This window comes from Gillisia marina (assembly GCF_000258765.1).
GTDB lineage: Bacteria > Bacteroidota > Bacteroidia > Flavobacteriales > Flavobacteriaceae > Gillisia > Gillisia marina.
This window is the reverse complement of the sequence record NZ_AJLT01000014.1, coordinates 1-21,894: the sequence shown is the minus strand read 5'-3', so window position 1 is coordinate 21,894 and position 21,894 is coordinate 1. Positions and strand designations below refer to the sequence as shown.

Genomic DNA, 21,894 nt, shown 5'->3' with positions numbered 1-21,894 from the left:
ACGTTAAACATTTATTTCAGCAATAGAATTAATACTGATTTAACAATTGATGAATCATTTATTTTTAATAACTAGTGCTTCTGAAAGATTTACTTTTTTAAAAAGAATAGAAATCAGACTAATTTTTGAGACTTTAATAAGCGTAAGCTAATGGGCTTGGACGCTAAATTAGCACTAGAGTTCTATTCTCCTAAAATTGTATAAGTGTTTTAAAAATAACAGAGTATTTAGTTTTCCAAATATCCTGAAAATACGCAAGTAGAAATGTGGCAAAAAGCATCTAGTTATATTTTATCCTCCGGAAGGGTTTTAAATCCCTTTCTTTTCATATTGCCCCAAACAGATTTTACTCCAAAGATCTTCTTATAATATCCTTGAACTTGCCCTAAAACTAACAAAGGATGGTAAAAGAATGGTTCGAGATAAGCAGCTAGCAAAAGTTCGATAACCTCTTTCCCCGAATCGTAATGTTTAAAATTTTTGACATAAATAAAGATGGATATGGTAGAGAAAATACATCCTAATAAATACACGCAGGTAAATAGTAAAATAGCCATATTCCAATTTATAAGTCCCAGAAGGCCAAATACTATTAAACTTAGTATCCCCAGAAATTCTACAATTGGGGCTCCTAGTTCAAAAAACATCCAGTATGGGTAATAAAACATACCCATATCCCGATATTTCCTATTAAAAAACAAATCTTTATGAAGTGCCATGGTTTCCCATAGACCTCTTGCCCACCTATCACGTTGCTTGATTAAGACTTCTGTATTATTAGGAGCTTCTGTCCAACAAAGTGTTTCGGGTATGTAAACCATCTTATAAGGCACTTTAATATCTTCCATATGCTTCCTTAAACGAATACCCAACTCTAAATCTTCTCCAACTGTATTTATGTTAAAGCCATTTACTTCTATAATTCGGTTTCTTGCATATAATCCAAAAGCACCGGACACAAGCATTACACCATTTATCTCACTCCAAGCCATTCTCCCTAAAAGGAATGCTCGAATATATTCTACTACCTGGATCATTGGTATAAGATTTTTGGGAAGCTTCAATTCTACAACAACTCCATTCTTAACCACAGAGTCATTTATAATTCCAATAGCTGCACCACAAGCTATCACCTCCTGTTCGGATTCTTCTAGATAAGGTCGTACCATTTTTAAAAGTGAGTCCTGCTCGATAATACAATCGGCATCTGTAAAAAGCACTAGTTCTGTACTTGCAAAGTTGATCCCTGCATTATTGGCATCAGATTTTCCTCCGTTGTTTTTATCAATAACCGTAAGCTGCTTATACTGAAGCTTCCTGCTTTTATAAATTTTATTAACGGTTGCGGTTGGAATTGGTTGCGTTATAAATGTAGAATCGAATGACTCCAAATCGTATTTAGCTATTAACAGATCTAAGGTATTATCTGTACTACCATCATTTACCACTATAAGTTCGTAGAAAGGATATTGTAGTGCTAATAGTGATTTTACATTTTCTACTATAGTTTGTCCTTCATTATAAGCTGGTGCAATCAAGGTTATAGAGGGAATATCCGTTGCACTAACTATATCATTTACTTGTAAAAACCTCGCTTTTCGCTTATTTCTGGTTACAGATCTGTTTGATAAAATTATAGCAAAGAAATAAAGAGCAACTAGAGTTAATCCATAGAATAAGAAAAAATAATTTAGAGTCCAGTAGATATAGTAAGAAAGATCAAATTCCATTTAAAATTGAAATTTAAACTGGTACTTTTTCTCCATCGTTTTGCATTGCATACTGCTGGTAATAGTATTCTTGTACTTCTTCTTTATAGCCATTATTCCATAAAATATCTGCAACACTAAGTTTTATAATATCATTACCATTATATAAAAGATTTTTATAAAACGGCAAATCAATTTCATAAGAAATCTTTTGAATATATTTTAATAGTTGAAGCTTTTGCTCCACATTGCTAATATTATAAAATTTTTCCTTTATTTCTCCTAATTGATCATTGTTTAAAGAAAATGATGAGATACAATAAAGTGCACATTCCCGAATATCGAATTTTTGATTATCTAAAAATTGAATTATATAATGTACATCTTCCTGTAAATTAAATTTTCTAATAATCCTCATAATTAACCCAATAGCATAAGGTTTATCACTTTCATATGCTTTTCTTAAATATGCTAAATCCGGTTCTGGATAAAGATCCTTCAATTTTTCAACGATCTTAATTTGTTGCCATAAAGTCATTTGCCTTTTTAGATAAGGTAATAATCGAAGACTTTTCCAACCTAAAAATATAACCAAGCCTATTTGAGCTTCCCTTCTTACATAAATGTTAGAATCGTTTCGAAGCTTAATAAGGTCTCTTGTGTATTGGTTTTGATTCATCTCATAGATTTCCCGTATCCCCCGAGCCTTGATATACCACTTCCTGCTATTAAGTTTATTTGCAGAAGCGCCATAGGGTGGGATTTGAGTAAAAAGCGTCTTTAATTTTGTGTAGTTCTCGCCAAGAATAGATCGTTGTGTGCGTATCATTAGATCTATTAAGTATTGAACATTTCTAGGTTTGGATGGAACAATACCTAAATTTCTAAACGTACGCTGAATTTTTATTAAATCAGGCTCTTCGTTTGGGTTTGGATAGAGATACATAGAAGTTACATTTGCAAAAGTGTCTTCTATAAGATTTAAGTGTTTTTTACGCCATTTTCTATATAGCATTGTAAAGGCAATAGAGCCATATACTATTAGCATAATAACCAGTAAAGACTTAATTATGATCTTTAAGATTATCGCTTCCATTATGCTATCAACTTTTTAATATTGTCCATATCTAAAGGAATCGCGAAAAAACCATTCACTTTATCTGAAGCGAGCACCTCTCTTTGAATATTTTTTTGTCCCATATTGGTAACAATTATCAAAGATTGATGAAGAATAATTTCTTGAATTTGGAATACAAAATCTAATGGCGCTATTCCGTCAAATAGAATATCAGATATTATGATATCAAAATTTGCAGATTGATCTTCGATGTTTAAATCATTTATAGAGCGTATTGCTCTACATTCATAATGATTTAACATTACCAACCGTTCTAAAATTTTAAGGATAATAATATCCTCCTGTATAACCAGCGCCTTTCGCATTAGGAAAGGTTGATTAATAAATAATCAATCAATAGGGGCATCATAGGGCTTTTAATGGGCAATCAGTAATTTTTCTTTATAAGCAGTAATTATAATTCGGGTTAAATGTAATGTTATTGTAATAAGACTTTTATAAAAAAATATAATTTTTATTAAAATAATATAAAGTCTCTAGATTTTATCTAATATACATATACGATGAAAATGATATTCAGGTTTAAATAATTCTGAAAAATATAAAAATTTTAATTATTAGCCTATTTGCTAAGTATTTGCATTTGCTTATCAAGTTTCAATTAAACCTTTATATATCATTATTTAGAAATAAAAATCATCACGCACAGAGGTATCAATTAAAAAATGTTTGCCTATTTAACGCTAGCTAATACCTTCTCTAAGATTTGGAATTTATTCTGTGGATTTACTTCGAGGTTTTAATTCTACTTTACAGCTTAAGGTGAGGTTTTTATTATTATAAATTGATTACTAATTTTTTGATAGGTTGCTAATTATATATTTTTGTTTTTTATTAGCTTTTAACTAATCTAGTAATATATTGAGAAAACTGTTACATTTAGATTTTAATACCCTAAAACCAAATTTGTGATAAATCCCCTACTTAACCTGAAGTTACAGTCCCCAAAATCACTTCAATTTTATAGTATCGTTTTGCTCTTCGTGCTCACTATAACCAATAGTATGGCTCAAGACACCTTATCGGCAGACGAGTTATTTATAAATGCAAGAACCGCTGCTTTCGATGAAGATGATTATCCTAAGGCTATTAGAATTACAAAACAAGCTCTCGAAAAAAGTCCTGATTACGCCGATATTAGAATTTTTCTTGGCAGACTTTATACTTGGACGGACGAAGTAGAGTTGGCAAGAAAAGAATTCGAGAGAGTTATAACAAAAAGTCCCGGATACGAAGATGCACATTTAGCATATGGGTATTTAGAATATTGGAATGATAATCCCGAGAAAGCCTTAGAGATTATAGAACCGGGAATTCTACGAAATCAGGATTCTAAAGGTCTAATGATGCTGAAGGCTAAAATTTTAAATAACCTCGAACGATTTGCTGAAGCTAATAATACGCTAGACGACCTACTGGGCTTTTACCCTAATTATTCTGAAGCCAGAGCTTTTAGCCAGACAATTAAGAATCTTTCTTCAAAAAATCAAATCGGGGTTGATTATGATTTTGTTTATTTCGACGAACGTTTTAGCGACCCTTGGCATTTGGCAAGTATTAGTTATGGAAGAGCAACTCCAATAGGCTCGGTAACAGCAAGATTTAATTACGCAAATAGATTTACTAGGAATGGAATACAGTTTGAAGTAGATGCGTACCCTAGAATATCAGACACTTTTTATGCATACGTAAGTGGGGGAATTTCAGAAAATGGAGGGATCTTCCCGAGGTATCGTGCCGGATTTTCTCTATATGCCAATCTCCCAAAATCCTTTGAAGCTGATGCCGGGTTTAGATTTCTAAGTTTTAGCAAATCTACTTGGATCTATACTGCAGCAATTGGTAAGTATTACAGTAACTATTGGTTTAATTTAAGAACCTATTTAACGCCCTCTAATAACTCGCTATCTAAATCTATTTCTCTTACCGTAAGGTATTATTTAGCCGGTGCAGATGATTTCTTGAGCTTCAAAATAGGAACCGGACTTTCTCCAGATAGGCCTGAAAATTATATCCTATTTAATGATGAAGATGAAATTATTGGAACGATTAAACAAGAAGATCTAAAGTCCAGTAATATTAGTTTAGGCTATAGAAAGTCTATAAAGAAAACAACTATTCTTTCTATAGATGTAGGTGCTGAAAATCAGGAATATAAATTAGGTGAAAAAGGCTATCAATTAACTATTGGCGCAGGCATTACCAAAAGGTTTTAAGAATGAAAAAAAACATTGTATTTACAATTATTTTGCTGCTTCTATTCCTACCAGTATTTATGTGGCTAGCATGGGTTTTTACACCTAAAATCAAATTTGTAGCAGCTATTATAGATAAAACAGTACTTACAAAAGAGGGCCAGGAACATGTCTCTTTTAATTGGATTCTTAATTATAATAGATATACCAAAACTTCCAAAGATCCTTATGAAATAGATCACGATTATTTTGGATTTTTTCCATTGGAAGACGAGGAATACAAGTTAAAAGGTTTAGAACGATTTACATCCAAACAATTAGAACAATTAAGTGAAGATGCCGATATGGTATATTTTACTGACACTTACGGCATTTACAACAATGAGTGGTTTCAGAAGACCAATGTAAGTGAACGCTCTGGAATGCTATATGGTGGGCTTAGTGCTAAAGATGTGGAATTACTAGCTTTGATGAAAGAGAAGAAAAAGCTTATAATTACTGAATTCAATACAATTGGCTCCCCAACACAAGCTAGAAATCGTGCACTTTTTGAAGAAATGTTTGGCTTAAAATGGACCGGTTGGACTGCACGCTATTTCGACAATCTTGATCTGGAGGTAAATAAAGAATTACCTAAGTGGCTCATAAATAATTACAAAAAAGCACACAACGACAAATGGCCCTTTAAAAAATCCGGAGTTGCATTTGTTAACGATAAGGATCAAGTGGTTATCTTAGAGGAAGACTGGCACCTCAGCAATCCTATGCCCCATATTATTAGTACGAAGTTTGGACAAGATCACTATGGATTACCAAAAGAGATTAAATATTCTTTCTGGTTTGATGTCATGAAGCCCGACCCACAAGTTAATCAGGTTATATCATCATTTAATATTAGTGCTAATAAAGAAGGTTTAAAAGAACTTAAAAAAATACAGCATTCCAAATAACTTCCCTGCAATTACAATGCATAGGGATTCAGATTATAGCTTCTTTTATTTTTCAGGAGACTTTAGCGATAACCCAATTGGGTACAACTCTTCCTACTTTAAAGGTATAGGATACTTTAAAGGCATTTTCTACGATGAAGATGATATTGCTGAAAGAACTAGTTTTTTCTGGAAATACTATCGCCCCTTAATAAATACCATACTTGAAGAATATATTGAAGAATAGAAAAATGCTTTCTATTTCTATTTTGGAGTGTACTTCGAATAAATTGAATCGGGTATTATTTGTTTTCCGGTTATAATTCGAGAGTTACGCTGCTTAAATTGTTCGAAAGCTCCCAGTAATTGATTCTTTTCAGTTTCATCTTCAACTAGATTCTCTCCAAGCTCATTATTCAGTTTATAGAGATCTGTTCCATTCAAATGATATTCTCCCATAATGAAATCGTCCATATTCGTCTTAGTTTGCATCAAGGGCAAATAATGAATATTCTGAAAGCTTCTTGTGGTATCTAAACCTTGCCCTACCCAACTTGTATATTTTGGCATCTTTATATTATGATTGCTCTTTAAGTAGGCCAAAATACTAGGAGTAATATTAAAATGAGTAGAAATAGATGCTATCTCTGCTGTTCTCTTCAGCAAAGGGGAATACACAATTAATGGCACATGATATCTATCTATTTTTGTGCTCATCGGAATTTCTGGAATCCTGTGATCCCCAGTTATTAAAAATATGGTATTATCGTAATCTGCTCTTTTTTCGTATTCCGTAAAAAAGGTTTTCAAGGCATCATCGGCATATAAAATGGTAAGATATTGTTTTGTGTAATTTCTGTGCGATTCCTTTTCAGATTCGTTGAACCTTAATTCATCCATACGCTCTTCGAACATAGCAGTGTATTTTTCTGTTTCATCTATAAGAAATGGACTGTGCGTGGTAACTGTTAAAAGAACACTTAACTGAGGCTTTTCTTCTACTTCTTTTCTTGAATTAAGAAAATACCTATACAGTTCCTTGTCGTTATACCCCCATGTAAAACCATTGTTCGCAGGCAGTTTTTTGTAACCGGAAGGAAATGTTCTTTCATCATTTAATTCATCTATTTTATTCTCATTTAGGTACAGCGCCATATTATCAAATTGCGCATCACCACCATAGTAGAAAGAAGTGTTATAGCCATTGTATTTTAGCATATTTAATAAAGACAGTTGCTTTGGCATGTTATTCCCCATTCCTAAATATCCGTTCTCAGCAAATGGTAAGGAACCAAGTAGCGAAGGTAGTACCGCAAATGTTCTCCCTCCCTGACTTAAGAAATTTTTCCAGTACAACCCATCTTCGGCAAGATCACTTAAAAATGGAGTAAAATTACCTAGATATGCTCCTTCATTTGTAAATGCCCTACCTAATCCTTCAACAAGGATAATAACAATATTTGGAGCTTTTTCTTGAGGTGTAAAAAACGGAGTTAAAACATCCTCGGTTACTTCTTCATGTAAAAAAGGGAAATTTTCTTCATCAATAAAATTAAATGTGATACCCTCACTTAGCTTGTTGAAAAAGTCTCCTATATAATTATCGGCATAAATATCGGTTTCAAAAATCTCAGGGTTATAATAGGTGTAAGCACTACTGTAAAAATGATCTGATTTATTAGTCACCAAACTATTTGCATAATCTGATTCTAAATTAACCTTACCAACCACTTTATAGCCACTAAATGACATGAATAATAATGACAGAACAGGCAAGCCTATGGCTATATATAAATTAGGACGCACTTTCTTGGTGAAAAAATGTGTGGATACCAACACTATGCTAATTAATACTATAAAAACTAAAATTGAAGTAGCATTTAAACTACCAGAAGAACCTACTGTTTGTTTAATATCTTCTATGCTGTATCCAAAAAGATCGGCTCCCAGCATTACTAGAGCTGCATTAAAATAATTTAACAACAAAATTTGAATAACAAAAAAGAGAACCATTAACACCTGAAAACTGGTTCTTGCCAATCTTGGAGAAAGCAGGTAGATAGGTGCATATATTATATAAATTATAAGCACCCACTTTAACCAGAACAACAAATCTAAATAGCCACTCCAAAGCACCAAATTGAAAAATCCGGATGGTAAACCATTGGTAAATGAATTCAAGGTGATTTCAGCAATGCTAAAAATGAACATCAACACGAGCCAGATAAGTGAAAAACTTGCATAAGATCTAGTTGCATGTTCTAATCTTTCCCTGATTGAAAATTTATTTTTATTCTTAGCCATACTGAAAATTTAATATAGGTGATTTGAGGTATGCGGTATTTTTAAGCTATTCAAAAATAGAATTATTTTTGAATAGTCTTTGATACTTTCTATATATTCTAAAAATCTGAAGAACTGCATATTTGATTATTTCAATACTACTAAGTGTAATTATACTTTATGATGGTTTGCTAGAACTTTCAAAGACAAGAACAGAAAAATAATAACGAATATTTCTCGCTATAATTTAACATTTCCAAAACCTTCAACTATTTATTCCCGTAGATATAGTAGGAATAGCTATTTTTAAAGCATAGATTCAAAATTTGAGAACCAACCCATATAAAAACTCTTTCTTAGTTCGCAGCCTGTTGGTTGTGATGTCCGTAATGTATGTGGCGTCTCCTTTACATTCAGAATTCAATCTACTTTTACATAATTTATCTCATAAGCTTACTTCTGAAGTACAGCATTCTGATGAGCATCATGCTGGAAAATTATCAAATAAAGAAAAGCATCATCATAATGAAAGTCATCATCACGAATCTTTAACTTCAAAGCACGACAAACAAGCTAAACACCATCATAAAAAAGCAACGACGGAAACACATACCCACGAAATACTTTCCGTTTTCTATGCTTTTTTTAATACAGATACTTCACAAAATAATAATGCAAAGGATTTCATTGAAAATAAAGTAGATAAACATATTCTCTCTTTTAAAGCTGATCTTCCCTACTCGATTCAGCAGTATGAAAAGAAGAATTTGTGGTATTATTATTCCATAACACAAAGCTTGAAAATAGAAGTTATTATTCCCCCTCCGCAAACCACACACGCTTAAACATATTATTTTTTACTTCAACAGAAATAGATCATTTATGGATTTTATATTCATTTTATCAATCTTATTTTTTGCTGAGTAATCCTCTATTCCTGAAATTTATTGGGATTAGACACTAATGATATGTCCTCTTATACCCTAACCTCATCAAGCGATCTTATATAAGATCCTACAACCCAATTAATTCAAAAAATGAAATATTTAATATCAGCATTAATGATGCTTACTACCACTGTGCTAATTGCGCAAAAAATAGAAGGTGTCGTCGTTAATGCAAACAATCAACCCTTAGAATATGTGGGGATTTTTAATAAAATTTCCGGACAGCATAGCCATTCTGATGCTTCAGGTTCATTTAACCTATCTAAAAGTAACTTAAAGGACTCCGTATACTTTTCTAACCTCGGCTTTAAAACAAAACTCGTAATTATTTCGCCTGAGAATCTGAAGCTACCTTTAAAAATTGTAATGGAAGAGTCCAGTATATCTTTAGAGCAAATAGTTCTAGTTTCTGAGGTAAATGCACTTAGCAGATTAATGGAAATTGATATACAGACCAACCCCGTAAAATCATCTCAGGAAATTCTTAGAAAAGTACCCGGTTTAATCATAGGCCAACATGCAGGCGGTGGAAAAGCAGAACAAATATTTTTGCGTGGCTTTGATGTAGATCATGGAACCGATATCGCTATTAGTGTAGATGGAATGCCTGTAAATATGGTTTCCCATGCCCATGGACAAGGCTATGCAGATCTACATTTTGTAATTCCCGAAACCATAGAAAACTTAAATTTTGGGAAAGGACCTTATTATTCAGATAAAGGAAATTTTAATACTGCAGGCTATATAGATTTACAATTGAAAAAGAATTTGGATAAAAATTTAATTTCTTTGGAAGCTGGGCAATTCAACAGCAAGCGTTTAGTAAGCATGTTTAAGCTTGTGGAGTCCGGAAATAGCAACGCCTATGTGGCATCCGAATTATCCTTATCTGATGGTCCATTTAAATCTCCTCAGAATTTTAACCGAATAAATATCATGGGCCGATATAATTATAATTTAATTGGAGACCAGGAATTAACAGTTACCGCTTCTCATTTCCAAAGTAAGTGGGATGCATCCGGACAAATACCACAACGGGCGATAGACCAAGGTTTAACTGGACGATTTGGCGCGATAGACGATACTGAAGGTGGAAAAACAAGCAGATCTAACTTGCTTTTTAATCATTATAAAAGAATAGATGAAAATAGCAGTTTAAAATCCAAGGCATTTATATCTCAATATGATTTTGAACTCTACTCGAATTTCACTTTTTTTCTTGAGGATCCGGTAAATGGTGACCAAATTAAACAAAAAGAAAATCGCGTCCTTATGGGCGCAGAAAGTGTTTTTGAAAGAAAAAATATTGATTTGGGAAGTGACTATGAGTTTGAATATGCTTCAGGAATTGGGTTTCGCTATGATAATGTAGACGATGTAGAATTATCAAGCACATTAAATCGCAAAACAACTTTAAATCAAATCTCTTTTGGAGATATAGATGAGATAAATACTTATGCTTTTTTAAACACAAAGTTTAAATTGGGAAAGTGGACCTTTAATCCCGCCCTTAGATTAGACTATTTTAAATTCGATTATTTAAACGAGCTAACCAACACTTACGATAACCAAAGTGAATCTAAGTTCGCATTTAGTCCAAAATTCAATACGATCTATTCTGTTAATAGAAATTGGCAACTTTTTCTAAAGTCCGGGATAGGATTTCACTCCAACGATGCCAGAGTGGTTGTAGCAAACAATGGAAAATCTATACTGCCTGCTGCTTATGGAGTAGATTTTGGAACAATCCTCAAGCCTGTGGAAAAGTTAGCTGTTAATGCAGCACTTTGGAGTTTGTTTCTAGATCAGGAATTTGTGTATGTGGGAGATGCCGGAATTGTAGAGCCAAGCGGTAAAACAAAGCGATTAGGTGTAGAACTTGGAGCGCGTTATCAGGCCTTGGATTGGTTATATATTTATAGTGATGTTAACTACACATATGCAAGAAGTACAGAGCAAGCAAACGGGCAAGATTATATCCCTTTATCTCCAAGCCTTACTTCCTCTGGAGGGATTGTTGTAAATGAATTTAATGGCTTCTCTGGAGGTCTAACTTATAGATTTATAGATGACAGGCCTGCTAATGAAAATAACTCTATAATTGCTGAAGGCTATTTAGTTACAGATTTTAATATCATTTATAATTGGAAAAACTGGTCTTACGGAATTATTATAGAGAATCTATTTGATACCGAATGGAACGAAACTCAATTTGCAACGGAGAGCCGTTTATTTAATGAACCCAGCTCTGTAGAAGAAATACATTTTACTCCCGGAACCCCATTTTTTCTAAGAGGTAAAATTTCAGTTACATTTTAGTATAGCAACATTTCAAAAGTATATTCAAGGAAAAGCTCTGTAGTTATTACAGAGCTTTTCCTTTTTTCTTAAATATTTCTATGAGCGAATTACTGAAAAATATCAAAAAGTTCAATTTCAATAATATTACTATTGCATATTAATAGTATTACTATTATCTTTGAAATCTAAACTTTTGCTAATGCACAATTTGCTGAAAAATTTACAGATTAAAGTTCACGAAAAAACTTACGTAAAGGACCCGGAAACTTCAGACCTTGGGAAAAGAATCGTCCAAAATAGTATCAAATTGATAGATGAAATTGGTTTTGAAGCTTTCACTTTTAAAAAGCTTGGTACCAAAATTTCATCTAATGAAAGTTCTATCTATCGGTATTTCGAAAATAAACATAAGCTGTTGCTCTACCTCACTTCTTGGTATTGGGCATGGATGGAATATCAAATAGTTATCCACACCTTCAGTATTGCAAATCCTAAAGAGAAGTTGCAAAAGATTATAGAACTTATCACTGCGAAAACAGAGATGGATTCAGATTTTTCACATATCAATGAAAAATTACTCAATAAGATTGTCATTGGAGAATACTCGAAATCCTTTTTAACCAAAGAGGTAGATATAGAAAATAAGAAAGGTCTCTTTTCAATATATAAAAGACTTGTTTCTAGAATTAAGGAAGCTATTGTTGCTGTGAATCCGGAATACCTTTATCCTACTTCTTTAGCTAGTACACTAATAGAAGGCTCTTTACATCAACATTTTCTTTCAGATCATTTCCCTACACTTACAGATTGCGAAAATGATACTACACCAACGGAATTTTATTCCAATTTAATTTCCAACGTACTAAAAAAATAGACCCTATGAATAAGGAAATTACCCCTTGGCAGCGTTTTGTAAACCTGCTTAAACTTGATAAACGTGATATAAGACAAATTTTTTATTATGCCATCTTTTCCGGTCTTGTGGCACTTACGCTACCTTTAGGAATACAAGCTATAATTAACCTTATACAAGGTGCTCAGGTTTCTACATCGTGGATCGTTTTAGTCACTTTGGTAACTTTAGGTGTGGCCTTTCAAGGGATTTTACAATTAATGCAAATACGCATTCTTGAAAACATTCAGCAAAAAATTTTTACGAGATCTTCTTTCGAGTTTGCATATCGCTTTCCAAAGATAAAATGGAGTGATCTTCGAAACGATTATCCCCCAGAACTGGCTAACAGATTTTTTGATACGCTTACAGTACAAAAGGGATTATCTAAAATCTTACTGGATTTCCCATCAGCCATTCTTCAAATTTTATTTGGACTAATATTATTATCACTGTATCACCCTTTCTTTATAATATATGGACTCTTATTAGTAATTCTTGTTTATCTGGTATTCAATTTCACTGCACGCAAAGGTTTGGAAACTAGTCTTTATGAATCTAAAAGCAAATATGCTGTAGCTCACTGGTTACAAGAAATTGCCAGGTCTCTTACCAGTTTTAAACTTTCAGGTAGAAGTTCTTTGGCAATGGAACGCAATAATAAATTGACTGAAAAGTATTTAGAAGCACGGGAGAGCCATTTTAGAATTTTAATGTTACAATTTATTCAAATGGTAGGCTTTAAGGTTCTGGTAACTGCTGGTCTTCTTTTAATCGGTGGTTTATTAGTACTCAATCAAGAGATGAATATTGGTCAATTTGTTGCTGCAGAGATCATTATTATTCTTGTAATTAGCTCTGTAGAAAAATTAGTAACGGGTTTAGAGAGCTTCTACGATGTACTTACTTCACTAGAAAAAATAGGCCAAGTAGTAGATAAAAAACTAGAAGCACAGGACGGTATAGATCCATTTGAATTATATGAAACCGCAAAAATCTCATTAGAAAAAGTATCCTATTCAAAAGCTAATGGCGACTCTATTCTTAATGCACTAAATCTAGAAATTGAACCTACAGATAGATTGTTTATCGAAGGGCCATCCGGCTCTGGAAAAACTACGTTATTAAAAATGTTATCCGGTCTAATAGATCCTACTTCTGGAGCGATCTATGTTAATGATTTCAGCTTTAAAGGAATGCGTACTAATGCCTATAGATCTCAAGTAGGGCAGGTATTACCAGAGCAAATGCCTTTTGAAGGAACTATATTTGAAAACATCACCTTTGGTAATAAAGCCATCACTCCAGACACCGTTAACCGTATTGTTAAAGAAGTTGGTTTGCAGGAGTTTGTTCGAAAAATGCCTAATGGGATAGATAGCCCAATCTTCCCTCAAGGACAAAGAATTCCTCATACGGTATCTAAACGTATCCTACTTGCAAGAGCAATTGTTCATGATCCAAAAATATTAATTCTCAAAGATGCTTTGGAGCATTTTGAAGTTCAAGAAGCTAAAAGACTGATGGAATATTTGGCACATCCAGACCGTCCTTGGCTCCTCATAGCATCCGGAAAAAATGAAAATTGGAAAAAAGTTTGTAATAAACATTTAAGACTCAACAACGGTAGTTTCACATTATAACAAAAATTCCATGCTCAATATATCTTATAATCAATTAAATAAAAAGGTGAACCTCAGCGGGTATTCCGCATATACAAAAGCGCACCAAATAAGACATTTTAAATATTTCAATCAGTTTTTAGCTGCATTCGCTATTATTGGAATAATAATCTTATTTCTCCCTTGGACCCAAACGGTCTCAGGGACCGGTTTTGTAACCACACTAACACCAGAACAAAGACCGCAAACAATACAATCTCCAATACCTGGACGTATAGAACAATGGTATGTAAGAGAAGGAGATTATGTTGCAAAAGGAGACACTATTTTATTTATTTCAGAAATAAAAAACGAATACCAAGATCCTAGATTAGTTGAGCGTACCCAAAATCAGCGAGAAGCTAAAAGTAATGCCGTAGTATCTTATCAAGGAAAAGTACGTGCTCTAGAGAGCCAAATTAATGCCCTTGAAAATGAAAGAGCGCTAAAAACTCAACAAGTTCAAAATAAATTAAAACAAGCTCAATATAAAATAAAGAGTGACAGTATAGATCTTGTGGCAGCACAAACCAATAGAGATATTGCACAAAAGCAATATGTCCGTACCGTAACCCTACAGGAAGAAGGTTTAAAATCTACTGCAGATGTAGAAGATAAACGACTCAAATTTCAAGAGACTGAAGCAAAATTAATAGGTCAGGAAAACAAATTATTAGCAAGCAAAAATGAATTTATAAATGCCCGACTTGACATAAATAGAACCGCTGCGGAGTATGCTGAAAAAATAAGCAAAGCGCAAAGCGACAAGTTCACGGCAAGTTCGGCTCAATTTGATACTGAAGCGCAAGTATCAAAATTGGAAAATGCAACTGCTAATTACGAATTAAGAGATAAAATGCGATTTATCCTCGCCCCACAGAACGGGTATATAAATAAAGCTATTAAAGCAGGGATTGGAGAAACTTTTAAGGAAGGAGAAAAACTTGTTGGGATTATGCCTTCAGATTACGATCTGGCCATTGAAACCTTTGTATTACCTATAGACCTACCTTTAATACATGTTGGAGAAAACATTCGAGTTCAATTTGATGGTTGGCCTGCGATTGTATTTAGTGGATGGCCAGATGCATCTTTTGGTACCTATGGAGGGAAAGTTGTAGCTGTAGAAACTTTTATTAGTACTAACGGTAAATTTAGGGTTTTGGTGGCACCGGATGAAAATACAGAACAATGGCCTAAAAATGTGCGAGTAGGTTCTGGGGCACGAACAATCGCATTACTAAAAGATGTTCCAATATGGTATGAATTATGGCGAAAATTAAATGGTTTTCCTCAAGATTTCTACATACCAAAAAATGGAGATAATTCTAAAACAAAAATATAATGAGAAGTTTTAGAAAATTGGTATTCATATTTTTAGCGGTACTAACTCCAAGTATTATAATTGCTCAGGAACTTAATCAGATACTTACATTCGAAGAATATCTTGGTTATGTAAAAGAGCACCATCCATTAATGAAGCAAGCTGATTTAACCTTGAGCATTGGGGAAGCAAATTTGTTGCGTGCTCGCGGTGGTTTCGACCCAAAAATAGAGGTGGATTATGACCGTAAAAAATTTAAGAATACAGAGTATTACGATCTGCTTAATGCAACATTTAAAATTCCAACCTGGTATGGTATAGAATTCAAAGCAAATTTTGAAGAGAATTCCGGGCAGCTTCTTAATCCGAGTTTAAAAGTACCTGATGAAGGCTTATACAGTGCAGGAGTTTCATTTTCTCTCGCACAAGGATTGTTAACAAACGAACGTATGGCTAGTTTAAAGCAGGCCAAATTCTTTTTACAACAGTCGCAAGCAGATCGTGATTATTTAGTTAATGATATTCTATTTAATGCAAGTATAGCTTATTTTGAATGGCTGGAAGCCACAAATGAACTACAGATATATTCAACTTTTTTAGACAACGCGGAAGTTAGATTAAAAGCGATTACTAGAAGTGTTGAAGAAGGTGACAAAGCAGCTATAGATATTACCGAAGCTAGAATATTAGTACAAAATAGAAAGCTCGATTTGGAAATGTCTCAACTAAAAAAGAGAAAGGCAGAACTTAAGGTAAGTAACTATTTATGGATAAATAATATTCCTTTGGAGTTAGAGGAAAATGTTATTCCTGATTTTCCCAGCAATAATGTGCTGGAAAGGGTTTTAATTCTTGAAGGAATTACAAATACGGCTGAATTGGCAAATAGACACCCTAAAATTAGAAGCTTGAACGCAAAAATTGATGGTCTTCGAATAGATCGAAATCTCAAGCGGAATAGATTATTACCTAAGATTGATTTACAATATAATTTTCTGTCTCAGGATTATGAGCAGATAAGTAGTTTTAATCTAGAGAATTATAAAGCTTTCGTAAATGTGAGTTTTCCAATATTCCTTAGAAAAGAACGAGGCGATCTTCAACTAGCAAGCTATAAGATTGAAAACGCAGAATTCGATCAGGCTACTGCTGAATTAATTATCGCAAATAAAATTGCAGCAATAAATTTTGAAATTAATTCCCTAAAGGTTCAAAATCAGCTCATAAAAGAGATTGTGAAGGATTATGAGTTATTGGTAAATGGAGAAGAACGTAAATTTTTTCTGGGGGAAAGTTCCTTGTTCTTAATTAATTCCCGTGAACAGAAATTGATTGATGCTCAAATAAAAGAAAATTTACTTTTAATAAAACAGCTGAATGCTACTGCTAAATTATTTAATGCCTTAGGGGCTTCAGAGATTAGTTTAAATTAATTTTATTATTAAAGGTAGGAAATAAAAATACTTCCGAAATAACATAAACTATTGGTTAAAATTTGAATTCAAAAATTTCCTAATTAGTTAACCACACTATAAATGCTCCATCCAAAAATTAAAGTCCATAGAAAAGTTCGTAACCAATTTTTAGTTACAAGCTGACTCAATAATTTATCAGATATTAAACCCTTGGCAATTTTATTATGGATTGGCACAAACTGCAAAAAAGTAGATAACCAAACTGCAATAATAAAAGACAAACCTAAAAGTGTTTTATAATTTTGAAGTTGAAACACTTGGAAAATTGCCATAATCAACTGGCCGAACATTAATGGGATGACGATGAAAGAAATATTCGTTGTATAGCGCTTGTGCCATTTAATTAAATCCACTTTATTATAATATTCAAAGCTAGGATATACCACTAGCTGTATCATCCAAATTAATACAACTAAACCTGTATCAAAAAGTAATCGAATAGTAGCAATTTCCATTCTTGATTTTAAAGTTTAGCTAAAAAATTTTCGGCAATTTCAACATGATTTTGCCTTCTTTCAGCAGGCATTTTATCAAATGAAGAAACCAGAATTCCCAGTCTTGGATTTTGTTTAAAGAAATTTCGATACGTATCCATAAAACGCCAAAATAGCCCATCCCAGATCTCTTGCCACTCCCCATTTTTGTAGTTACTCATTTTCATAAGATAATTACTACCACTTATATATGGTTTTGTCGCCATTAAACCACCGTCTGCAAATTGACTCATACCGTACACATTTGGCACCATAACCCAATCGTAACTATCTATAAAAAGCTCCATAAACCATTTATAAACTTCATCGGGATCAATTTCACACAGCATCATAAAGTTGCCTAAAACCATCAAGCGCTCTATATGATGACAATAGCCGGTTTTAAGAATCTTTTTTATCGTTTGATCTATGGGATATATACCAGTAGTACCATCGTAAAAAGATTGCGGAATCTTTCTGGTAAAATTCCAATAATTACGAGTTCTCGCGTCGACGCCCCTACTCTCATACATCCCGCGAATAAATTCCCTCCAACCAATTATTTGGCGTACAAAACCCTCTACTGAATTTATTGGAATATCATTTTCCTTAGCATAATCAATACTTTGTTCAATAATATTTTCTGGAGAAATCAACCCCACATTCAGCATAGGTGTTAAAACGCTGTGATTTAATATAGAATGTTCTGCTACAATTGCATCTTCATAAGTTCCAAATTCCATGAAACGCTGCTCTAAGAATTGCTGAAACCATTTTTTACTTGCTTCAAAACTTGTTGGATATAAAGAGTATGCCGGCAGCTCTCCTATATTATCTGAAAAATTTGAAGAAACATACACTCTAGCCTCTGTATAAAATTCATCCACATCTGGATATTGGATCGCTGGTGGTGTTTTTCTTGCCGGATATTTCTTTCTGTTTTCATGATCGAAAGACCATTTTCCACCTGTCGGATTTCCATCCGGATCTATTAATAAACGCCGCTTTTTACGCTGATCTTTATAAAAATTTGTTTGATAATATTTCTTTTTATCACTTCTAAAAAAGGGCTGAAGATCCTCTTTTGTGTTTAAAAATAAGGGAGATTCAAGAACAGTTTTTTCAATATTACTATTTAAACAGCAAGTTTCGATACGTTTTTGAAGCCAGTTATCTACAGGATCGACATAGTGTATATGTGTAACATCTTTAGACTTTAAATATGGAATCAATTCACGGATATCAGAAATAAGTTGTGATGATTCTACATAATTAACTTCAATATTCTTTGAAGTTAAATACGCTTCATACTGCTTCATAGTAGCTCTATGATAGGCTATTTTCTGTTTATGAAAATTATAGTGTTTAAAGAAAAGAAATTCTTCAATGAGATATATGGGATATCCGTTATCTATAAGCGAAGAGTTCTCAAATAGCTGGTGCGGAAAAACTAAACTTATTGCCTTCATTTACGTTTTATTTTTTCTACAGCGCTCACTGCAATACTTCACTTCGTCCCAATTCTTTTCCCATTTCTTACGCCACGAAAATGATAACTGGCAAACCACGCATATTTTAGTAGGAAGATGCTGTTTCTTCATCGTCTAAAATTCAGGAACTTCATTAATACGCACATATGGATATCTGGCTATTTTCTTTAACTCGTAATAGCTATTTAAGCCAGAAATCCCCAGACTATTTGTTAGTTCCAAATCAATATCATCATTTACAAAGGACGCATCTGGCAGAACTAAATGTTCTATTTCACCAATTACCAAAACTGTCCCATTTAATCTAATATCTAGTGCTTCTTTAAACTTCATTCCTATTTTAAAATAGCTTTCCTTGACGAAAGGCGCCTTAAAATCTGTAATATATTCTTCAGTTAAATTACAACGTTCAAATTCTGAAAGCTTTTTATCAAATTTTCCGGAAGTGTAATGTGCATTTTTAACGAAACCGGGATGAATATGATTGATCGTGTAGTATTCATTTTCTTGAATATTTCTATACGTATCGCCAACCTCGGCAGTTTGAGGTCTGGATATAAATCCTAAAAGTGCGGGATCGCTTCCCAAATGAACAATAGAGCTAAAGATCGCAACATTGGTTTCCCCTGCATTAGAAATAGTTCCAATAAGATTAGCGGGTTTAATTCCAGTTACCGAATTGATGATCTTTAAACGAGAAACCCGGTCCATTGCTAATATATCCTCCTTCGTGTAATGCATATTTTTCTTTTGAATTTAAACTGACTTATTTTCAGTGAAAATGATTTCCTTTTTGCACTTCTTCCAATAAGCAAAAAATGAAGGAAAATACCCTCTAATAGAAAACATCCAATCTCTTTGAACATCGGTTCCCTGATAATGTCCATTCAAAGGGTGCTCTTTATAATAAATGCTTCCTAAGTTATAATACGCATTAAGCTCACTAAATTCTCCCACATATATTTGAATATTGTCAATGTTTTTAGATAGCTCAACAGTAAAATCTATTGTTTTTTGAGATACAGGGTATTTTTCAAAATGTGAGGGTTCCAGCAAAAGAATTCTATTTGCAGAGCGTCCTTTTTCCCAATATGGATCTAGATTATAAAAATTGTAGATAAGAGTGCGGTGATCGCTATTTATAAGTAAATCTGTTTTCTCTGGTAGCGGTGTTTTTAAATTTATTTCTTCTGAAGGAATAAGAATTTCAGGAATTGCTAAACCTTCAAAATCATCATAAGAAATATCTAGAAAAGTGTCTCTTTGATCGCTATAACAGAAGTTATTGATGTTCTCTTGATTGGCATAATATTTCTTGTTACTATTTGCACCCGCAACCCACTGCCAACTCAAGGCATTACTTGCCCAGTCTGCGTCTAACAAATGATAATACATCCACTTTGCCGGAGCTTTCCAATGGTTATGACCAATGTTACACGCAATAGATGCAATGTACATTCGTATGTGATTATGAAGATAACCGGTTTTATAAAATTGCTGAATAGCATTGTCAATTACCTCAATTCCGGTTTCGGAAGTACGAATTGCTTTGGACATTCCATTTGTTACTACAGGTTCTTGTGTGTGTTTTAAATCTTGATTAATTGCATCTCCTTTAGAAATCCAAACCTGCTGCGAATAATCTCGCCAAGCCAATTCTTGAATAAATTTTAAAATACGTCCTGTAGGAAAACGACGCTTCAACAATTCGAAATAAATAAATTTTGTAGAGATAACCCCTCGAGAGATATATGGGGATAAATAGCTTACTGCGCCATCCACGTAATTTCTAGTGGAGCCATATGCCACAGGATCTATCTTTGCTACTCTATCGAGAATTGCATCAATGTCTGTTGGGAAATTAGCTTTTCGGTTTATTTCAACATTCATTAACGCTTGCTTATTTTATTTCCGGAAATGGCTCTTTGCCTAGAACACTTAAAACGCGTGATATCATCGCTGCGTTTTTTTAAGTGTTTTGTGCTTACGCCACTATTTACGCGTTTCCTCCATCGCTTAAAGCTAGATTCCTTAAGATTACCACGCATTAACTTAATTACATCTTTCTCTGAAATTTCAAATTGAAATTCTATAGCTTCAAAAGGTGTTCTGTCTTCCCAAGCCATTTCTATAATTCGGTCTAATTGTCTTTCTGTAAATTCTTTTTCTTGAATGATTTCTAAACTACTTCTTCCCATATTTGATCTGCATTTAAACGAAAACTTCCAATTGAATTAAAATTGCACTGATTTGGAGCGATAAGAGATAAAAAAGTTTCCTCATTATCGCGCTTATACAAATAGTAAGTATCACCTATGATAGGCTCGAAAGAAAATTTTGCATTATATATAAGATTGTTATATTCAAATTCTTGCATTAAACGCTCATACTGTTCTTTGATTTCTTGATACCTCGTTTGAACTTTTTGATTTAGCTTATTGATGCTTCGATTCTTCCAGGCAATTGTATCTGTAACTGTGATTACGGGAGCACCCACATTTGTTGCATAAGGCTTTAGTGCAGCATCGTATTTTTCAGTTTCTAAATCAAAAACTACATTATCAGGTTTCTTTTTAGTGCTCATAGCTTACTTTAACACCTCCAATTTTTTCATTATTTCGTCCGCTTCATAGGCTTTTTGATCACTTAACTTTCTATTACTTGTAGAAAGCTCATGCGATTCTTTTAAAAGCTTTTCATATTGCTTATATAATTTATCTTTTTCTGATTCTTTTTTAAACAGTCCGAACATAGTTTTATAATTTAAATGAGGTAATCAATAATTATTTTTATAAAGATATGTAATGTTTAACTATAATTAAAAATAGTTAAACAAAATTACGAGAACTTTAGGAGTTTTGAAGAACTGAGTTTTTAAAACAGGGCTTAAGAATCACTAGAAAACCTTGCTGTTAATAATATATACTCAAGGAAAGCCCTGAACTTTCGTTCAAGACTTCTGTTAGTCGGGGTGGCAGTCCCGAAGCATCGGGAGCACCTGCGTTATCTATTCTTTTTTAAACAAAAAAAGCCCTGAACTTTCGTTCAAGGCTTCTTGTGGTCGGGGTGGCAGGATT

Annotated in this window: 21 protein-coding genes; 9 read left to right on the top strand and 12 right to left on the bottom strand. The window is 33.2% G+C overall.

Going from position 1 to position 21,894, the window contains the following annotated elements; all coding sequences use genetic code 11:
* Window positions 1–284: 284 nt before the first annotated feature.
* Genes ON07_RS04335 through ON07_RS04325 form a run of 3 tightly spaced genes read right to left on the bottom strand, consistent with a single transcriptional unit; the run spans window position 285 to window position 3,152 of the window.
* Complete coding sequence (locus ON07_RS04335) at window positions 285–1,730, bottom strand: glycosyltransferase family 2 protein (RefSeq protein ID WP_010228480.1); 1,446 nt, start codon at window positions 1,728–1,730, stop codon at window positions 285–287.
* A 13-nt stretch (window positions 1,731–1,743) separates the two neighbouring features.
* A complete protein-coding gene (locus tag ON07_RS04330; protein WP_010228478.1) occupies window positions 1,744–2,805 on the bottom strand; it encodes a hypothetical protein in 1,062 nt (353 codons plus the stop codon).
* Window positions 2,805–3,152, bottom strand: coding sequence for a DNA-binding transcriptional response regulator (locus ON07_RS04325; protein WP_010228476.1), 348 nt, complete (start codon window positions 3,150–3,152; stop codon window positions 2,805–2,807). The genes ON07_RS04330 and ON07_RS04325 overlap by 1 nt, the downstream gene beginning before the upstream one ends.
* Before the next feature lie 603 nt (window positions 3,153–3,755).
* On the opposite strand from ON07_RS04325, the gene ON07_RS04320 reads away from it, so the two are divergent.
* From ON07_RS04320 to ON07_RS17010, 3 genes are read left to right on the top strand one after another with little or no spacing between them, the layout of a single operon-like run.
* Window positions 3,756–5,063 (top strand): YaiO family outer membrane beta-barrel protein, encoded by a 1,308-nt coding sequence (locus tag ON07_RS04320; RefSeq protein ID WP_237708864.1) that lies wholly within the window; start codon window positions 3,756–3,758, stop codon window positions 5,061–5,063.
* A 2-nt stretch (window positions 5,064–5,065) separates the two neighbouring features.
* Window positions 5,066–5,992 carry a hypothetical protein gene (locus ON07_RS14520; protein WP_237708863.1) on the top strand — a complete coding sequence of 309 codons (927 nt, stop codon included), beginning with the start codon at window positions 5,066–5,068 and terminating at the stop codon, window positions 5,990–5,992.
* A 16-nt stretch (window positions 5,993–6,008) separates the two neighbouring features.
* On the top strand, window positions 6,009–6,218 hold the full coding sequence (locus ON07_RS17010; protein ID WP_237708862.1) for a hypothetical protein: 210 nt from the start codon (window positions 6,009–6,011) through the stop codon (window positions 6,216–6,218).
* Window positions 6,219–6,235: 17 nt separating this feature from the next.
* On the opposite strand, the gene ON07_RS04310 is transcribed toward ON07_RS17010, so the two are convergent.
* Window positions 6,236–8,275 (bottom strand): LTA synthase family protein, encoded by a 2,040-nt coding sequence (locus ON07_RS04310; protein WP_010228473.1) that lies wholly within the window; start codon window positions 8,273–8,275, stop codon window positions 6,236–6,238.
* 305 nt (window positions 8,276–8,580) lie between these two features.
* On the opposite strand from ON07_RS04310, the gene ON07_RS04305 reads away from it, so the two are divergent.
* The 6 genes from ON07_RS04305 (at window position 8,581) to ON07_RS04280 (ending at window position 16,812) form a co-directional block, all read left to right on the top strand.
* The gene (locus tag ON07_RS04305; RefSeq protein WP_155807137.1) at window positions 8,581–9,099 is read left to right on the top strand and encodes a hypothetical protein; all 519 of its coding nucleotides are present in this window, start codon (window positions 8,581–8,583) and stop codon (window positions 9,097–9,099) included.
* A 192-nt stretch (window positions 9,100–9,291) separates the two neighbouring features.
* Window positions 9,292–11,520 (top strand): TonB-dependent receptor, encoded by a 2,229-nt coding sequence (locus ON07_RS04300; protein ID WP_029331480.1) that lies wholly within the window; start codon window positions 9,292–9,294, stop codon window positions 11,518–11,520.
* A 181-nt stretch (window positions 11,521–11,701) separates the two neighbouring features.
* Window positions 11,702–12,376, top strand: coding sequence for a TetR/AcrR family transcriptional regulator (locus ON07_RS04295; protein WP_010228470.1), 675 nt, complete (start codon window positions 11,702–11,704; stop codon window positions 12,374–12,376).
* Window positions 12,377–12,381: 5 nt separating this feature from the next.
* Window positions 12,382–14,037 (top strand): peptidase domain-containing ABC transporter, encoded by a 1,656-nt coding sequence (locus ON07_RS04290; RefSeq protein WP_010228469.1) that lies wholly within the window; start codon window positions 12,382–12,384, stop codon window positions 14,035–14,037.
* Window positions 14,038–14,047: 10 nt separating this feature from the next.
* Window positions 14,048–15,400, top strand: a complete 1,353-nt coding sequence (locus ON07_RS04285; protein ID WP_010228468.1) for an HlyD family secretion protein — start codon at window positions 14,048–14,050, stop codon at window positions 15,398–15,400.
* A complete protein-coding gene (locus ON07_RS04280) occupies window positions 15,400–16,812 on the top strand; it encodes a TolC family protein (RefSeq protein ID WP_010228467.1) in 1,413 nt (470 codons plus the stop codon). The genes ON07_RS04285 and ON07_RS04280 overlap by 1 nt, the downstream gene beginning before the upstream one ends.
* Before the next feature lie 83 nt (window positions 16,813–16,895).
* Here the strand turns inward: ON07_RS04280 and ON07_RS04275 are convergent, their stop codons facing one another.
* From ON07_RS04275 to ON07_RS16450, 8 genes are read right to left on the bottom strand one after another with little or no spacing between them, the layout of a single operon-like run.
* Window positions 16,896–17,309 carry a hypothetical protein gene (locus ON07_RS04275; protein WP_010228465.1) on the bottom strand — a complete coding sequence of 138 codons (414 nt, stop codon included), beginning with the start codon at window positions 17,307–17,309 and terminating at the stop codon, window positions 16,896–16,898.
* An 8-nt stretch (window positions 17,310–17,317) separates the two neighbouring features.
* The gene (locus tag ON07_RS04270; RefSeq protein WP_010228464.1) at window positions 17,318–18,796 is read right to left on the bottom strand and encodes a cryptochrome/photolyase family protein; all 1,479 of its coding nucleotides are present in this window, start codon (window positions 18,794–18,796) and stop codon (window positions 17,318–17,320) included.
* A complete protein-coding gene (locus tag ON07_RS16145; RefSeq protein ID WP_010228463.1) occupies window positions 18,797–18,928 on the bottom strand; it encodes a DUF2256 domain-containing protein in 132 nt (43 codons plus the stop codon). It abuts the gene before it with no gap.
* A gap of 3 nt (window positions 18,929–18,931) precedes the next feature.
* On the bottom strand, window positions 18,932–19,558 hold the full coding sequence (locus tag ON07_RS04265) for a flavin reductase family protein (RefSeq protein ID WP_010228462.1): 627 nt from the start codon (window positions 19,556–19,558) through the stop codon (window positions 18,932–18,934).
* Window positions 19,559–19,573: 15 nt separating this feature from the next.
* Window positions 19,574–20,707 (bottom strand): FAD-binding domain-containing protein, encoded by a 1,134-nt coding sequence (locus tag ON07_RS04260; protein ID WP_010228461.1) that lies wholly within the window; start codon window positions 20,705–20,707, stop codon window positions 19,574–19,576.
* On the bottom strand, window positions 20,707–21,015 hold the full coding sequence (locus ON07_RS04255) for a TIGR03643 family protein (protein WP_010228460.1): 309 nt from the start codon (window positions 21,013–21,015) through the stop codon (window positions 20,707–20,709). Before ON07_RS04255 ends, ON07_RS04260 begins: the two co-directional genes overlap by 1 nt.
* Complete coding sequence (locus ON07_RS04250) at window positions 20,997–21,401, bottom strand: DUF2452 domain-containing protein (RefSeq protein WP_010228459.1); 405 nt, start codon at window positions 21,399–21,401, stop codon at window positions 20,997–20,999. Before ON07_RS04250 ends, ON07_RS04255 begins: the two co-directional genes overlap by 19 nt.
* A gap of 3 nt (window positions 21,402–21,404) precedes the next feature.
* On the bottom strand, window positions 21,405–21,569 hold the full coding sequence (locus tag ON07_RS16450) for a Lacal_2735 family protein (protein ID WP_010228458.1): 165 nt from the start codon (window positions 21,567–21,569) through the stop codon (window positions 21,405–21,407).
* Window positions 21,570–21,894 lie beyond the last annotated feature (325 nt).

What these genes read in the sequence shown, in the direction of transcription:
- ON07_RS04265 (WP_010228462.1), bottom strand. Translation starts at nt 19,558, where the DNA reads ATGCATTACACGAAGGAGGATATATTAGCAATGGACCGGGTTTCTCGT.
- ON07_RS16145 (WP_010228463.1), bottom strand. Translation starts at nt 18,928, where the DNA reads ATGAAGAAACAGCATCTTCCTACTAAAATATGCGTGGTTTGCCAGTTA.
- ON07_RS04325 (WP_010228476.1), bottom strand. Translation starts at nt 3,152, where the DNA reads ATGCGAAAGGCGCTGGTTATACAGGAGGATATTATTATCCTTAAAATT.
- ON07_RS04335 (WP_010228480.1), bottom strand. Translation starts at nt 1,730, where the DNA reads ATGGAATTTGATCTTTCTTACTATATCTACTGGACTCTAAATTATTTT.
- ON07_RS04260 (WP_010228461.1), bottom strand. Translation starts at nt 20,707, where the DNA reads ATGAATGTTGAAATAAACCGAAAAGCTAATTTCCCAACAGACATTGAT.
- ON07_RS04255 (WP_010228460.1), bottom strand. Translation starts at nt 21,015, where the DNA reads ATGGGAAGAAGTAGTTTAGAAATCATTCAAGAAAAAGAATTTACAGAA.
- ON07_RS04285 (WP_010228468.1), top strand. Translation starts at nt 14,048, where the DNA reads ATGCTCAATATATCTTATAATCAATTAAATAAAAAGGTGAACCTCAGC.
- ON07_RS04250 (WP_010228459.1), bottom strand. Translation starts at nt 21,401, where the DNA reads ATGAGCACTAAAAAGAAACCTGATAATGTAGTTTTTGATTTAGAAACT.
- ON07_RS04310 (WP_010228473.1), bottom strand. Translation starts at nt 8,275, where the DNA reads ATGGCTAAGAATAAAAATAAATTTTCAATCAGGGAAAGATTAGAACAT.
- ON07_RS17010 (WP_237708862.1), top strand. Translation starts at nt 6,009, where the DNA reads ATGCATAGGGATTCAGATTATAGCTTCTTTTATTTTTCAGGAGACTTT.
- ON07_RS04300 (WP_029331480.1), top strand. Translation starts at nt 9,292, where the DNA reads ATGAAATATTTAATATCAGCATTAATGATGCTTACTACCACTGTGCTA.
- ON07_RS04275 (WP_010228465.1), bottom strand. Translation starts at nt 17,309, where the DNA reads ATGGAAATTGCTACTATTCGATTACTTTTTGATACAGGTTTAGTTGTA.
- ON07_RS04270 (WP_010228464.1), bottom strand. Translation starts at nt 18,796, where the DNA reads ATGAAGGCAATAAGTTTAGTTTTTCCGCACCAGCTATTTGAGAACTCT.
- ON07_RS04330 (WP_010228478.1), bottom strand. Translation starts at nt 2,805, where the DNA reads ATGGAAGCGATAATCTTAAAGATCATAATTAAGTCTTTACTGGTTATT.
- ON07_RS16450 (WP_010228458.1), bottom strand. Translation starts at nt 21,569, where the DNA reads ATGTTCGGACTGTTTAAAAAAGAATCAGAAAAAGATAAATTATATAAG.
- ON07_RS04290 (WP_010228469.1), top strand. Translation starts at nt 12,382, where the DNA reads ATGAATAAGGAAATTACCCCTTGGCAGCGTTTTGTAAACCTGCTTAAA.
- ON07_RS04295 (WP_010228470.1), top strand. Translation starts at nt 11,702, where the DNA reads ATGCACAATTTGCTGAAAAATTTACAGATTAAAGTTCACGAAAAAACT.
- ON07_RS14520 (WP_237708863.1), top strand. Translation starts at nt 5,066, where the DNA reads ATGAAAAAAAACATTGTATTTACAATTATTTTGCTGCTTCTATTCCTA.
- ON07_RS04280 (WP_010228467.1), top strand. Translation starts at nt 15,400, where the DNA reads ATGAGAAGTTTTAGAAAATTGGTATTCATATTTTTAGCGGTACTAACT.